The organism is Nonomuraea sp. CA-143628, from assembly GCF_050942315.1.
In the GTDB taxonomy this organism is placed as follows: domain Bacteria; phylum Actinomycetota; class Actinomycetes; order Streptosporangiales; family Streptosporangiaceae; genus Nonomuraea.
This window is the reverse complement of the sequence record NZ_CP192072.1, coordinates 4,021,424-4,035,028: the sequence shown is the minus strand read 5'-3', so window position 1 is coordinate 4,035,028 and position 13,605 is coordinate 4,021,424. Positions and strand designations below refer to the sequence as shown.

General features: G+C 70.0%; 15 protein-coding genes and 1 pseudogene. 6 read left to right on the top strand and 10 right to left on the bottom strand.

Features of this window, described 5'->3' with window-relative positions; translation table 11 throughout:
* Positions 1–242 precede the first annotated feature (242 nt).
* Positions 243–1,403: a serine hydrolase domain-containing protein gene (locus ACQP2T_RS18680; RefSeq protein WP_433517388.1), complete on the top strand. Its 1,161-nt coding sequence runs from the start codon at positions 243–245 to the stop codon at positions 1,401–1,403.
* 21 nt (positions 1,404–1,424) lie between these two features.
* On the opposite strand, the gene ACQP2T_RS18675 is transcribed toward ACQP2T_RS18680, so the two are convergent.
* From ACQP2T_RS18675 to ACQP2T_RS18665, 3 genes and pseudogenes are all read right to left on the bottom strand, one after another.
* Entirely contained in the window at positions 1,425–2,624 is a 1,200-nt protein-coding gene (locus ACQP2T_RS18675; protein WP_433517387.1) for an MFS transporter, read from the bottom strand.
* Positions 2,625–2,758: 134 nt separating this feature from the next.
* Positions 2,759–3,367 (bottom strand): NAD-dependent epimerase/dehydratase family protein, encoded by a 609-nt coding sequence (locus tag ACQP2T_RS18670; RefSeq protein WP_433517386.1) that lies wholly within the window; start codon positions 3,365–3,367, stop codon positions 2,759–2,761.
* Between the two features lie 112 nt (positions 3,368–3,479).
* Positions 3,480–3,689: pseudogene (locus ACQP2T_RS18665) on the bottom strand (NAD(P)H-binding protein); the annotation flags it as partial.
* Between the two features lie 208 nt (positions 3,690–3,897).
* Here ACQP2T_RS18665 and ACQP2T_RS18660 point away from each other — a divergent pair.
* The 3 genes from ACQP2T_RS18660 (at position 3,898) to ACQP2T_RS18650 (ending at position 6,250) form a co-directional block, all read left to right on the top strand.
* A complete protein-coding gene (locus tag ACQP2T_RS18660) occupies positions 3,898–4,620 on the top strand; it encodes a pyrimidine reductase family protein (RefSeq protein ID WP_363993334.1) in 723 nt (240 codons plus the stop codon).
* A gap of 185 nt (positions 4,621–4,805) precedes the next feature.
* On the top strand, positions 4,806–5,873 hold the full coding sequence (locus ACQP2T_RS18655) for an ATP-dependent DNA ligase (protein WP_433519793.1): 1,068 nt from the start codon (positions 4,806–4,808) through the stop codon (positions 5,871–5,873).
* Between the two features lie 26 nt (positions 5,874–5,899).
* Entirely contained in the window at positions 5,900–6,250 is a 351-nt protein-coding gene (locus tag ACQP2T_RS18650) for a hypothetical protein (protein WP_433517385.1), read from the top strand.
* Positions 6,251–6,260: 10 nt separating this feature from the next.
* On the opposite strand, the gene pgeF is transcribed toward ACQP2T_RS18650, so the two are convergent.
* From pgeF to ACQP2T_RS18615, 7 genes are all read right to left on the bottom strand, one after another.
* Positions 6,261–6,968: a peptidoglycan editing factor PgeF gene (gene pgeF / locus ACQP2T_RS18645; RefSeq protein WP_433517384.1), complete on the bottom strand. Its 708-nt coding sequence runs from the start codon at positions 6,966–6,968 to the stop codon at positions 6,261–6,263.
* A 79-nt stretch (positions 6,969–7,047) separates the two neighbouring features.
* Positions 7,048–7,818, bottom strand: a complete 771-nt coding sequence (locus ACQP2T_RS18640) for an enoyl-CoA hydratase/isomerase family protein (RefSeq protein ID WP_433517383.1) — start codon at positions 7,816–7,818, stop codon at positions 7,048–7,050.
* The gene (locus tag ACQP2T_RS18635; RefSeq protein WP_433517382.1) at positions 7,815–9,308 is read right to left on the bottom strand and encodes a tripartite tricarboxylate transporter permease; all 1,494 of its coding nucleotides are present in this window, start codon (positions 9,306–9,308) and stop codon (positions 7,815–7,817) included. Before ACQP2T_RS18635 ends, ACQP2T_RS18640 begins: the two co-directional genes overlap by 4 nt.
* A gap of 1 nt (position 9,309) precedes the next feature.
* Complete coding sequence (locus ACQP2T_RS18630) at positions 9,310–9,789, bottom strand: tripartite tricarboxylate transporter TctB family protein (RefSeq protein ID WP_433517381.1); 480 nt, start codon at positions 9,787–9,789, stop codon at positions 9,310–9,312.
* Positions 9,786–10,754, bottom strand: a complete 969-nt coding sequence (locus ACQP2T_RS18625; protein ID WP_433517380.1) for a tripartite tricarboxylate transporter substrate binding protein — start codon at positions 10,752–10,754, stop codon at positions 9,786–9,788. Before ACQP2T_RS18625 ends, ACQP2T_RS18630 begins: the two co-directional genes overlap by 4 nt.
* On the bottom strand, positions 10,751–11,137 hold the full coding sequence (locus ACQP2T_RS18620; protein ID WP_393463439.1) for a thioesterase family protein: 387 nt from the start codon (positions 11,135–11,137) through the stop codon (positions 10,751–10,753). Before ACQP2T_RS18620 ends, ACQP2T_RS18625 begins: the two co-directional genes overlap by 4 nt.
* A complete protein-coding gene (locus ACQP2T_RS18615; RefSeq protein ID WP_433517379.1) occupies positions 11,134–12,348 on the bottom strand; it encodes a CaiB/BaiF CoA transferase family protein in 1,215 nt (404 codons plus the stop codon). The genes ACQP2T_RS18620 and ACQP2T_RS18615 overlap by 4 nt, the downstream gene beginning before the upstream one ends.
* 118 nt (positions 12,349–12,466) lie before the next feature.
* On the opposite strand from ACQP2T_RS18615, the gene ACQP2T_RS18610 reads away from it, so the two are divergent.
* Positions 12,467–13,201 (top strand): GntR family transcriptional regulator, encoded by a 735-nt coding sequence (locus tag ACQP2T_RS18610; protein WP_433517378.1) that lies wholly within the window; start codon positions 12,467–12,469, stop codon positions 13,199–13,201.
* Positions 13,194–13,601: an FAS1-like dehydratase domain-containing protein gene (locus tag ACQP2T_RS18605; RefSeq protein ID WP_433517377.1), complete on the top strand. Its 408-nt coding sequence runs from the start codon at positions 13,194–13,196 to the stop codon at positions 13,599–13,601. The genes ACQP2T_RS18610 and ACQP2T_RS18605 overlap by 8 nt, the downstream gene beginning before the upstream one ends.
* The last annotated feature ends 4 nt before the right edge of the window (positions 13,602–13,605 follow it).

The following is a 13,605-nucleotide window of genomic DNA, read 5'->3' as shown; positions in this document are numbered from 1 at the left end:
CCGGATTCCCCTGCTGCCACGTTATGCGCGTCACGCTGCGTACGTCCCTAGATACGCCAAAGTGCTATCTGCGGCGGTGAACGACAGCCATCCGCAGTGGCCGGAGGCCGCCGACGACCTCGTGCGACGCCTGCGCGGCAGGCCTGGCTCATACCGGCTTACGAGGAAACGCTGAGGAAACGCTTCCCTGCCTAGAACTAGAGCTCCACATCGGAACTTCGATCTTCCAGGAGGAGCGCTTCATGGTTTCGCGTCAATCGGCAGTCGCCCACGTCGTCTCGGCGGCATGCGCGGCGTTGGCTCTGAGCGTGTCCGCGCCGGCCATCGCCACGGCGGGCAACGCCGTCAAGGTAGGGGACGTGCAGAAGGCGATGGCGGCCTTGGTGGAGACAGACCACGTGGTGGGCGCCATCGGCGAGGTGTACGTGAACGGCAAGCGGGCCGGGACGGGATCGGCCGGATCCAGGCTGCTCAACGGCAGGGGCGGCGCCATCCCCTCCACCGCCCGCTACCGGATCGGCTCACAGACCAAGAACATGACCGCCACCGTGGCCCTGCAACTCGTGCGGAGCGGCAAGCTGAAGCTGGACGACACGCTCAGCGAGGTGCTCCCCGAGATGACGGAGAAGGATTTGGTGGAACGGGCCGACGAGATCACGGTACGCAACCTGATCCAGCTCACCTCGGGCATCCCCGACTTCCTCGGTCCCGACATCCGCGCGCTCGACCCCACGCTCACGTACCGCCCCGTCGATCTGGTGGCCGCCTCCCGCAAGCGGCAACGACCGTCGCAGATCGGGACCTTCAACTACTCCAACACCAACTACATCCTGCTCGGCATGATCATCGAGAAGCTGACCGGGCGTTCACTGGCGAGCGAGCTCAAGCAGAGGATCTTCACCCCGCTGGGCATGCGGGACACCTACCTGCCGGTCAAGGCCGACGCCGGGATCAAGGGCCCGCATGGACACGGCTACATGAAGGATGAGACGGGCAAGCTACTCGACGTCGACAAGCTCAACGCCACCACCATGCTGGGCGCCGGCGGCGTGATCTCCACCGCGCGCGACGTCAGCGCCTTCCAACGCGCGTTCGTCCAGGGCAAGCTGCTCCCGGACTCCCTGCGCAAAGTGATCACCGATCCGGTGCCCGGCCAGCCGTCGCCGCCGCAGGGCGGTCTGTGCGCGGGCAAGCCCGCCTTCCAACCACGCGGCGGCAGCGCCCCCGGCTTCGTCGCCGCGACCTACACCTCTCCGGACGGGCGGCTGCAGTTCGCGGTTTCCGTGACGGTGGCCATGGATGACGCCGAGCGCGGCGTTGTGGCGCAGCGCATCGACCAAGCCCTCACGTCGGTGTTCTGCCCTGCGTCTTCCCCCAGCGGGACGCCGGCTACCACCTCATAGCACGCCCTCCCGCAGAGGTGTTCAGTGTGCCCGGCGGGGCGGGGGGTCGGTGGGCAGGCGGGTGTGGCGGAAGAGCCGCCACAGGGCGAGGTCGTAGCCGATCTTCGCGACCCCGGCGAACAGGAACGGCGCGGCCAGGCTGATCGATTGCAGTACGCCCGCCAGCGCCGGTCCCAGGGGCCTGGTGAGGTAGCGGGCGGTGTTGGTGATCGCGGCGGCGGCGGTGCGTTCCTCGGGCGGGACCATCGCCATCACGTACGCCTGCCGGGTGGGCACGTCCATCGACGACAGGCAGGCACGCCCGAGCAGGAGGGCGATCACCAGCGGAAGGGAGGGAGCAAACGGCACTGCGGCCAGCATGACGTTGGCGGGCAGGTGGGTGAAGACCATCGTGGGCAGCAGCCCGATCCGGTTGGCCACCCGCGGCGCGGCCAGCAGTGAGGCGGTCTGGAGGATCCCCGCCACCGCGAAGGTGATCCCGATCGTGTGGGTGGTGGCCCCGAAGCGGACCGCGAGCCAGTAGCCGACATATGCCTGAATGACGAACCCGCCGGCGAGGCTGTCGGTGGCGAACAGACCCGCCAGGCGGGCCACCGGGCCGCGGGAGCGGGCCAGCATGCGCGATCGCGGTAGTCCGGGTGCCGGAGCTGGAGCTTCGACGGTGGTAGGCAGCCGGAGGGTGAGGAGCATTCCGGCGGCGGCGGTGCCGGCCAGGATGCCGCCGAGCAGTCCCCGGTCGGCGGGCAGGCTCCCCAGGAGCGCGCCGAGTGTCCCGGCGACGGCGGCGATCGCGTTGTAGAGGCCGAATCCCCGCACGATCTGCTTCTGGGGGCGGCCGGAGCCGGCCAGCATGACCTGTTCCAGCGTGGTGAACGGCCCGGTCTCGATGACCTCGACCGACATCGCTCCGCTGAAGGCGGCCACGGCCAGCAACCACCAGGGCAGGCCGGCGGCGATGACCAAGCCGCACAGAAGCAGGGCGGCGTACAGGCCCGCGTAGGCACGGCGGCGGCCGAGGCGGTCGCCCCACCGAGCCAGGACCAGACTGGTCAGAAAGCTGCCGACCAGAATCGCCGCCAGCACCAGACCGACCTCGGTGGCCGACAGCCCATCGCGGCCCATGAGAGCGCCGAGTTGGACGGCGGCCACGCCGTACCCGAGACCCCGAAACGCCTGCGACGTCAGCAGCACGCCCACGGTGCGGTCGTGGGCAGCGCTCATGCCGGTGCGCTAGCCGGCACGCCGACCGGCGAGAGGAGGTACGGGAAGGTCCATGGTCTCGATCATGTACCGAAACCCGGCTCTGTGACGGCTTTTCATGGCATTAGTTGTTGGCCTTCGCGGCGCCGTCGGCGTTATCGGCGTGTCGCCTCGTCGAGGGTGGCGCCGGCGATCCAGTCGATGATCGAGTGGTGCCGGGGGCGCCAACCGAGCTGGTCGCGGGCGCGAACGGCGCGGACACGGCTGTTGGCACCTAGAGCGTGCATGGCGAACTCCGGGTGCCAAACGCTGTCGGCAGAGTCGGGATTCCAGGGCCGCGGGCCGGGCAGGCCGAGGCGGCGAGCGATGGCCTTGGTGATCGCGGCGAAGGACTCCTCGCCGTTCTCGACGAAGCAGAAGGTGCCGGGAAGCGACTTCTCCAGGGCGAGGAGATACAGATCGGCGACGTCGTCGAGGTGCACGTTGGACCAGATGTTGCCTCCGGCGCCGACGTGCTGGACCACCCCGGCGGCCCGCGCCTGTCGTACCAGCGCGGCGATCAAGACGCTGTCGCGGGGCAGACCGCGCGCGTTTCCATAGATCAGACTGTGGCACAGAACCGTGGTACGCACTCCTTGTTCCGCGGCGGCCAGCACCAGACGGTCGACGGCGACGCGTGCCCGGCGGATGGGGTGGTCGGGCTCCCAGGCGGAATCCGGGTCGAGGAGGTCTTCTTGGAAGATCGTCTCGGCGGGCTTCACCATCGGTGCCGACGCCCACGATGCTGGAGCCGCTCGTATGGATGAGCGGCTTGCCCGACCCGGCCAGTGCGGCGATCAGTGTTTCCACTGCTCGGCGATGGTCGCTGTCGGCCGCGTTGACGACCGCGTCGGCTCGGCCGGCGTGCTCGGTGAGCGTGCCCGTATCGTCCAGGCTGCCCACCACCGGCTGGATGCCCAACCGGGCGAGTCCGCCCGCGCCGGCCGCATTCCGGGTCAGGCCGGTGACGGTGTGACCTGCGCGAAGGAGGCGGACGGCGACGGCGCCGCCGATGTAGCCACCGGCGCCGGTGATGAAGACGTGCATCAGAGTCCTGCCTTCGTGTGCGATTCAAGCTGGTCGTTCAGCGGCAGTCATCGTCGTCGGTGCTGGGCGGAGCCTCAACTTCCGTTGCCGGAACGGCAACACGCCGGCTATCTATCCCTCCCAGCGGCCATCTATCGCTCTCACGCGCGGCGAGCAGCCTAGGTGCCTGTGTCGGCTCGTTGTCGGAGGCGTGTGCCAAGGTAGAGGAGTGCGTCGCATCCATCCCGACATTCAGGACGATCCAGATATTCAGCAGGCCTACGCCTACCCGGCGGACCGGCCGTGGCTGCGCCTCAACATGGTCGCCAGCGCCGACGGGGCCGCCTGGCTGAAGGGCCTGTCAGGTGGGCTGTCCAGCCAGGGTGACCGGCGGATCTTCCGGATCCTGCGCGGGCTGGCCGACGTGGTCATGGCGGGCGCCGCGACCGTACGCACCGAGGGATACGGCGCGGTCAAGCCACGCGACTCCTGGAAGGAGTTGCGAGGGGACCGACCGCCGGCTCCGCCCCTCGCGGTGGTCACCCGCCGGCTCGACCTCGATCTGGGCAGTCCGCTGTTCACCGAGGCCGTGAGCCGGACGATCGTCATCACCTGCGAGGCCGCGCCCGCCGAGCTCCGCGCCGAGGCCGCCCGGGTGGCCGACGTCGTGGTGGCGGGCGGCGACCGGGTCGACATGTCGGTGGCCGTACGCGAGCTGCACGAGCGCGGCCTGACACGGATCCTGTGCGAGGGCGGCCCCCGGCTCAACGGGCAGCTCGCGGCGGCCGACCTGATCGACGAGCTCTGCCTGTCGATCAGCCCGCTGCTGGTCGGGGGCGGGGCGGCGCGCGTTCTCAACGGCGAGGCGGCACAGGTCGAGCTGCGGCTCAGCCAGGTGCTGGAGGAGGAGGGGGTCCTCTTCTGCAAGTACACGAGGGAGTCGACGACATGACCGAACCCACCCAGCCGCCGGTCGAGGCGCCGGCCCAACCGTCCGCCGGGGCGGCGGCCGAGGCGCCAGTTGAGGTGTCGGCCCAACCGCCGACTCAACCGCCGATCCAGGCCCCGGTCGAGGCACCGGTCGCGGAAGAGCCGGAGCCGGTGCCCAATCTGCCGGTGCGGCCCCCCGTGGCGCCGATGCTGGCCAAGCCGGTCAAGAAGATGCCCCAGCAGGACGGCACGCTGTTCTACGAGCCGAAGTGGGACGGGTTCCGGTGCATCGTGTTCCGCGACGGTGACGAGGTCTATCTGGGCAGCCGCAACGAGCGGCCGTTCACCCGCTACTTTCCCGAGCTGGTCGAGGCCGTCAGGGCGGAGCTGCCGGACAGGTGCGTGGTCGACGGTGAGATCGTGCTGCCGCAGGGGTCGCAGCTCGACTTCGACGCGCTGCAGCAGCGTATCCATCCGGCGAAGTCGCGGGTCACGATGCTGTCGGAGCGGACGCCCGCGTCGTTCGTGGCCTTCGACCTGCTGGCGCTGGGCGACGAGTCGCTGATGGAGGCGCCGTTCAGTGAGCGGCGGGCGCGGCTGGAGCAGATCTTCCCGGAGAAGGGCAGATCCATCCGGCTGACCCCGGTCACGACCAACACCGAGCAGGCGGGCGAGTGGTTCGAGATGTTCGAAGGGGCGGGGCTCGACGGCATCATCGTCAAGCCCGGCGACCAGCCGTACATCCCCGACAAGCGCACGATGTTCAAGGTCAAGCACGAGCGCACCGCCGACGTGGTGGTGGCCGGTTACCGCGAGCACAAGACCGGGCCGATCGTGGGCTCGATCCTGCTGGGCCTCTACGGCGACGACGGCAGGCTGCATCACGTGGGCGTGGCGGCGTCGTTCCCGATGGCGCGCCGGGCCGAGCTGGTCGAGGAGCTCAAGCCGTACATCGCCGAGCTGGGCGAGCATCCCTGGGGCCACTGGGCCGAGCAGGCGGCGGCCACCGTCGGGCAGCCGGCGGCCGGGCCCGCCACCGGCGGGCAGCGGGTGCCCGGCGCGGTGTCGCGCTGGAACGCCAAGAAGGACCTGTCGTTCATCCCGCTCCGGCCGGAGCTGGTGATCGAGGTGGCTTATGACCAGATGGAAGGCGACAGGTTCCGGCACACCGCGCAGTGGCGGCGGTGGCGGCCGGACCGCACGCCGGAATCGTGTACGTACGAGCAGTTGGAGAGGCCGGTCTTGTACAACCTTGACGATATCCTTGCCCGATAGCCCTTTATCCCGTTATATCTCGACATATGAGTACCGGTGATGAGCTGCGGGCGGCGGTGGGCGCCCGACGGGACCTCGGTCCCGATTTCGAGGACGCGATAGTCGAGTCGTTCCTCGACAAGATGGGGCAGGAGGTCGACCGGCGGGTCGACGAACGGCTCGCCGCCGCGGACCCCAAGGGTAAGAAGCTGGCCAAGCAGCAACAGCAGCGGCCGGCCGACGGTCAACGGCTGGCTCTGGCGATCGTCTCGATGGCTCTTGGCACGCTCCTGACGTTGGCCGTGATCATGGGCCAGAAGGAGATGTGGGTGATCGCGCCGATCTGGTTCGCGATCATCGTCGTCAACGGGATCTTCTCCGGCAACGGCAAGGGCTGACCCAAGTCAGTCAGGCGAGCCAGATGAGGCCGGCGAAGCGGCCGCCCGGCTGCTCGCGCCGGTGGGAGTAGAGCTCCTGCGACTCGATCGTGCACCGGGCGTCGTGTCGTACGTCGGCGACGCCCGCCGTCCGCAGCTGAGCCTCGATGCCCGCCCGTAGGTCCAGCGCGGGCGTGTCCCACGAGGTGGTCGACCAGGTTTCCGGCACCCGGGACGCGACCCGTTCGCGCAGGTCGGCGGGCACTTCGTAGCAGCGGCCGCAGGCGCCGGGCCCGATCAACGCCACCATCCGCGCGGGTGCCGCGCCCTTGGCCGCCATCGCCTCGACCAGGGCGGTCGCGATGCCCGCCTCGGTGCCCGGACGGCCGGAGTGGGCGGCGGCCACCATGCCCGCGACCGGGTCGGCGACGAGCACGGCCGGGCAGTCGGCGCCCAGCGAGGCGAGCGCAAGCCGCGGCTCGGTGGTGAAGACGCCGTCGAGCGGCGGCGGGTCGTCGCCGAACGGCTCGCTGACGTAGGCGACGTCGGCGCTGTGGACCTGCCGCATGAACACGACGGCCCGCACACCCAGCTCGGCCGCGACGCCCGCCCGGTTGGCGCGCACCGCCTCGGGGTCGTCACCGACCAGCCCGCCGAGATTTCGCGACGCGTACGGCGCGGCGCTCACGCCCCCGTGGCGATCGGTGATGGCGACGTGCACTCCGGGGGCCAGCTCCATGCCCCGATCTTAGGCCCAACCAGCCGGTAACCCACCCACTGGTGACCCCGCGCCGAGGCTTTACCCCCTGGTGGTCCCGTCAGCATCCCTGCCAGTGGGGTTTCTGTTTGGCCAGGAAGGCGGGGACGGCCGCGTGGAAGTCGTCGCTGCCGAACACCGTCGCCACGATGTCGTCCCCCTCAGGCAGGTTCGCCACGCGCAGCCGCCTCACCGCCTCCTTGGCGGCCCACATCGACAGCGGCGCGTGCCCCAGCAGCCGCTCCTCCACCTCGGCCTGCCGTGCCGGAAGGTCCTCCGGAGCGCACAGCTCGGCGGTGAAGCCGGCCGCGTGTGCCTCTTCGGCGGTGTACATGCGCGCCCGCAGCAGCATGTCGAGCGTGCGCGCCGGGCCGAGGTGGTGGAGCAGCAGCGAGTAGGTGTTCATCGACAGGCAGTTGCCCAGCGTCTTGGCGATCGGGGCGCCGAACCGCGCCCCCTGCACAGCCAGGCGCAGGTCGCAGGCGGCGGCCACGACCAGCCCGCCGCCCACGCAGTAGCCCTGCACCACGGCCACGGTCGGCACCTTGACGCGCTCCAGCCGGTCGATGACGCGTTGTACCTTGCGCTCGTACGCGATCCCGTCCTCGCCGCTGGTGAAGGTGGCGAACTGGGAGATGTCGGTGCCCGCGACGAAGGCCCGGCCGCCCGCGCCCGAGAGCACCAGGAGCCTGATCTCCGGATCGGAGTCGGCCTGTTCGCAGGCGTCGTGCAGTCCTTCCCACATCCCCCAGGTCAGCGCGTTGTGCTGGTCGGGGCGGTTGAAGACGACCCGCAGCACGGGCCCGTCGGTCGAGACCAGGAGCTCGCTCATACCTTCTCCTTAGTGGAAACCTTGCGGCGGACCAGCCTCGACAGCGCGGGTCCGGCCGCCAGCAGGACGGCGAGTGCCAGCACCACGAGCGCGATCGGCCGGGTGAAGATGATCGTCAGGTCGCCGTCGCCCATCGCCGACGTCTGTACCAGCGCCTTCTCGAACAGCGACCCGATCACCAGGCCCAGCACGAGCGGCGCCATCGGCAGATCAAACTTCTTCATGAAATATCCGACGAGACCGAAGGCGAACACCACCCAGACGCTGAACATGTTGTTGTCGATCGAGTACGCCCCGACAAAACTGGTCACCAGGATCAGCGGATACAGGTACGCGTACGGAATGCGCAGCATCTGCGCGAACAGCGGCGCCAGCGGCAGGTTCAGGATCAGCAACAGCACGTTCCCGATGAAGAACGACGCCAGCAGCCCCCACACCAGTTCCGGCTGCTCCTCGAAGAGCAGCGGCCCCGGCTGGATCCCGTACATCGTGAACGCCCCGAGCAGCACCGCCGTGGTCGCGCCGCCCGGGATGCCGAGGGCGAGGGTGGGCACGAAGTTGGCGTTGGCGGCGGCATTGTTGGCGCTCTCGGGCGAGGCCACGCCCTCGATCGCGCCGTGCCCGAACTCCTCCTTGTGCCGCGAGACGCGCTTCTCCACGCCGTACGCCAGGAAGGAGGCCAGCGTGGAGCCCGCGCCGGGCAGGCAGCCGAGCAGGTAGCCGATCACGCTCCCACGGAGGATGGCGCCCTTGGACCGCGACAGCTCCGCCCTGGTGATCATCAGATCCCTGAACCGGGCGCGGATGGGCTCGGCCGCGCCCTGCCTGATCTGGAAGAGCACCTCCCCCACGGCGAACAGCCCGATCATGACCTGGACGAACGGCAGGCCGGACAGCAGGTCCACGTCACCGAAGGTGTAGCGGGGCAGTCCGGTCGCCGCGTCGACGCCCACGGTGGCCAGCAGTACACCGAGCACCGCCATGGCCAGCCCGCGCGTCCGCGCGCCGCCGGAGAAGCTGACGATGGTCGCCAGGCCGAGCACCATGACCGCGAGGTTCTCCGGCGGGCCGAAGTCCAGAGCCAGCTTCGCGAACGGCGGCGCCATCGCGACCAGCAGGATCAGCGAGATGATGGCCGCCACGAACGACCCGATGGCCGCGATCGACAGCGCCGCGCCCGCTCTGCCCTTCCTGGCCATCTGATAGCCGTCGATCGCCGTCACCACGCTGGCCGCCTCGCCGGGCGTGGAGATCAGTACGGAGGTGATCGTCCCGCCGTACTGCGCGCCGTAGTAGATGCCCGCGAGCATGATGAGCGCGGTCAGCGGTTCGAACGAGAGGGTCAGCGGCAGGAGTACGGCCACGCCCGTGGTCGAGCCCAGTCCGGGCAGCAGCCCGATGATCGTGCCCGCGAGGACGCCGACGAAGCACCAGAGCAGGTTGGCCGGGGTCAGCGCCGCGCCGAACCCCATGAGCAGGTTGTCCAGCATTTCAGCCCTCGCCTCCGATCCCGAGCAGGCCGCCGGGCAGGGGCACGTTCAGGAACAGGACGAACACCGCGTAGATGACCAGCGTCGCGACGACGGCGACCACGAGGGCGGGCACCGGCCGCCGCCGCTCGACGAAGGCCGACACCGCGAACACCAGCAGCCCGAACGCCACCAGGAACCCCGTCACCGGCACCAGCAGCAGCGCCGCGAACAGCATCGCGAACACGATCCACAACGTCCGCACCCGCCGCCGCTCCGCCCCCTCCACCGGCTGCTCGGCAGCGGTCCGGCGCAGCGTCCCGACCAGGGTGGCGGCCGAGAGCCCGGCGAGCAGCGCCCCGCTCACCAGCGGCAGGAACCCGGGCCCGACCTGCCCGCCCTCCCTGGTGATCCCGAAGCCGAAGGAGGCCGCCGCCATCCCCAGCGCCAGGCAGGTCAGCAGCGCCCACACGGCCGCCTCCCCCTGGACCAGGCGTCTCATGACGACTTCTTCAGCACCGGGGCGAGCGCGGTGTCGAGCTGCTCCAGGTAGGTGCCGAACGCGGGCCCGTACAGCTCCGCCTGCTGCAGGTAGTTGTCCTTGAGCCACTTCTGGAACTCGGCGGTCTTGGCGATGCCCTTCGCCGCCTCCTGCCAGTAGGCGGACTCCCGCTCGTCCAGCCCGCCGGGCCCCAGGAAGCCGCGGAACTGAACGTAGGAGACATCTATCCCCTGCTCCTTGGCGGTGCCCAGCTCGGCGAACTCGGGGTAGGTGTAGCGCTTGTCGGTGGTCACGCACAGGCCGCGGAGGTCGCCGGACTTGAGCTGGCCGATCACCTCGCCCGGGTTCAGCAGCGCGACCTGGATCTGCCCGCCGAGCACGGCGGGTACGAGCTCGCCGCCCGACTCGAACGGCACCCGCTGGAACTTCACGCCGGTCTTCTGCTCGATCATCGTGAAGATCACGTTGTCCACGCCGTACGCGCCGGACATGCCCACACTGACGCGCCCGCTCTTGGCCGCGGCGACCACGTCCGCGCAGGTCTTGTAGGGCGCGTCCTTCTTGACCACGAGGATGCCGCCGTCCTCGGCCAGCTTGGCGATGGGGGTGAAGTCCTTGCGGCTGAAGGTCACCTGGCCGCTGAGCGGGAGCGAGAGGATGGCGTTCTCGGTGGCGAGCAGGTAGTTGCCGTTGCCCTTCTTGCCGAGCAACGCCGAGTAGCCGACCGCGCCGGAGCCGCCCTCGCGGTTCTCCACGGTGACCTTCAGGCCCGGCTCGGCCTTCTCCAGCGCGCCCGCGATGGCCCGGCCCGCCAGGTCGCTGCCGCCTCCGGCGCTGAAGGGCACGATCATCCGTACATCGCCGCGCGGCTTCCACGCCCCTCCGGCGTCGGCGTTGCCGCTGCCGTTGCACGCGGTCGTCGCCAGCAGTACGGCCAGCACCGCGGCGATCGGCGCGCCCCTCATGACCGGAGCTCCGCGAGCTTGGCGGTGAACTTGGCGACGTCGATGACGAAGCGCTCGTGAGTGCCCGCGCCGATCGTGCCGTTGCCGTCTTCGGCGGTCACGGCGAACGTGACGCGCCGCCGGTCCACTTCGGTGACCGTGGCCGTCGCGGTCACCGAGTCGCCCTTGAGCGTGGGCGCCACATGCGCGATGTCCACCTTGCTGCCGACGCTGCCCTGGCCGTCGCTCAGGTACGGGGCCAGCGCCTCGATCGCGGCGTCCTCCAGCAGGTGGACCAGGTTCGGCGTGGAGAAGATGTCGTAGTCGCCGCGGCGGGTGCAGTGCCGTTCCTCGACGACCCAGGTGAGGACGGCGCTCGCGCCAGGGGCCGGCTGGTCACTCATGAACTCTCCAAGGGGGTGGGGGATTGAGCCGCGACGCCTTCGGCGAGCAGCCGGTCGATCTCCTGCTCGGGCAGGCCGCACTCGCGCAGCACCGCGACGGTGTCCGCGCCGAGCAGCGGCCCGGCAGCCCCGCGCTCCGTGGGGGTGGCCGAGAAGCGCATGGCCGAGCCGAGCTGGCGTACGGGGCCCATACCGGGATGTTCCGCGTCCCAGAAGAACCGCCGCCGGTCCAGGTGCTCGTCGTTGAACACCTGGGAGTAGTCGGAAATGGGGGCGCACGGTACGCCGTGCGCGTCGAGGGCGGCCACGACCTCGGCCGTGGTCCGCTGGGTGGTGACGGCCTCGATGGCGGGGATCAGCTCGTGCCGTAATCCGTGCCGGTCGTGGGCGTCGCCGTACCTGTCGTCGTCGAGCAGGTCGGTCAGTCCGAGCGCGGCGCAGAAGCCGTGCCAGGTCTTGGGGGTGACGGCGCCGACCGTGCACCAGCCGTCGGAGGTACGGACGGCCTGGTAGGGGGCGGTGCTCTGGTGCGCGGAGCCGAGCGGGCCGCTGACCTCGCCGGTCGCGAAGTACTTGCCCGCCTCCCAGATCGCGAACGACACGGCCGACTCCAGCAGCGACACGTCCACGTGCTGGCCTTCACCGGTCAGCGCGCGGGCGTGCAGCGCGGAGACCGCGCCGAGCGCCCCGTACAGGCCGCAGACCAGATCGGCGATGGGCACGCCGACCTTGACGGGCTCGCCGCCGGGCGATCCGGTCACGCTCATCAGCCCGCCACGGGCTTGGGCCATGATGTCCAGCCCCGGCAGGCCGGCCAGCGGCCCGTCCTGTCCCCAGCCGGAGGCGGAGACGTAGACGAGCTTGGGGTTGACCTTCTTGAGGTCGTCGTACCCGAGGCCGAGCCTGCGCATGGCACCGGGCCGGAGGTTCTCCACGAGGACGTCGGCCGTCTCCACCAGGCGACGCAGCGCCGCCACGCCGCCCGGCGACTTCAGGTCGAGCGCGACGGAGCGCTTGTTCCTGTTGATCCGGGCGAACGGCGAGCTGTGCCCGGCCACGAACGGGCCGATCGCCCGTACCTGGTCGCCCCCGGCTGGGTTTTCGACCTTGACGACGTCGGCGCCCAGGTCCGCGAGCTGCATGGCGGCGAACGGGGCGGCCATGAAGGCGCCCACCTCGACGACACGGATGCCTGACAGCGGAGCAGTCATAGTGTTACAAAAACCTCACTTCGGCCGGGGATGGACTATTGTCTACAGAAGACAACTCCGCTAGACAAGGGTTCGGCCGGAACTTCTTCGGCACTATGGCGTCAGACACTGATCGCCTATGACAAGAGAGACCACGATGCGCATCGAGGCACCCCCCAGCATGGTCCAGCTCGCCACCGAGGCGTTGATGCGCATGCTCCTCGGCGGCACGCTCCGCCCCGGAGACCGGGTGGTGGAGAACCAGCTCACCCAGGAACTCGGCGTCAGCCGGCCGCCGCTGCGCGAGGCCATGCGGGTGCTGGAACAGCAGGGGTTGATCACCCAGCTGCCGCGACGCGGCGCCTTCGTCACCCAGCTCACGCTGCACGACATCTACGAGATCGTCACGCTCCGCCGCGAACTCGAGCGAATGGCCGTGGACCTGGGCGTTCCGGTCCGCTCCGCCGCCCGGCTCGAACGCTGCCACGCCGCGCTGCACAAGCACGGCGAGGCCGCGCAGGCGGGCGACTGGCTGGGCGTACTGGACCGGGCGGTCGACTTCCACAGCTCGGTGATCGGGCTGTCCGGGCATCGGCGGCTGGAGGAGGCGTACCGGTCGATCCAGTTCCAGATGCTGCTGTGCATGGGCATGAACCGGCAGGCGCGGGCGTCGGACGAGTCACTGGTCGAGGACTGGCACCGGCACCGCCGCCTGCTGGGCGTCATCGAGGCCGGGGATCCGGAGGAGGTCCATCGGGAGCTGGCCGCGCATGGGGACATGGCGTTCCTGGACGGCATCGAGGACCGGGTCGGCGGGCACTCGCCCGAGTCGCTGGCGTGGCTGCACCGCCTCAGGGAGGAGCGTAATGAGTGATCGTCTAGCTGAGCTCAGGGCCGCGATCGGGTGGACGGGCCCGTCGCGGGAGGACGTGGTGGAGCATCGCCACCTGGCGGCGTACCAGCACGCCATCGGTCTCGGCACGGCACCCGATGACGAGGTGCCTGCGACCTTCACCGCCTGTTTCCTCGACGAGCCGCCCTCGCTGCCCGCCGCCGCCTCCTACGGCGACGGGTGGCTCAACGGCGGGGACCGGTTCGAGTACCACGCACCGCTCCGGCCGGGCGACGTCATCAGGTCCCGGCCGCGCTTCACCGGCGTCGTCGAGAAGTACGGCTCGGCGGGGCCGATGGCGCTGCTCACGTTCGAGACCGAGTTCATCCGGCCGGACGGCGAGCTGGTGGTCAGACATGTCGGCACCCGCATCCGGAAATAAGGGC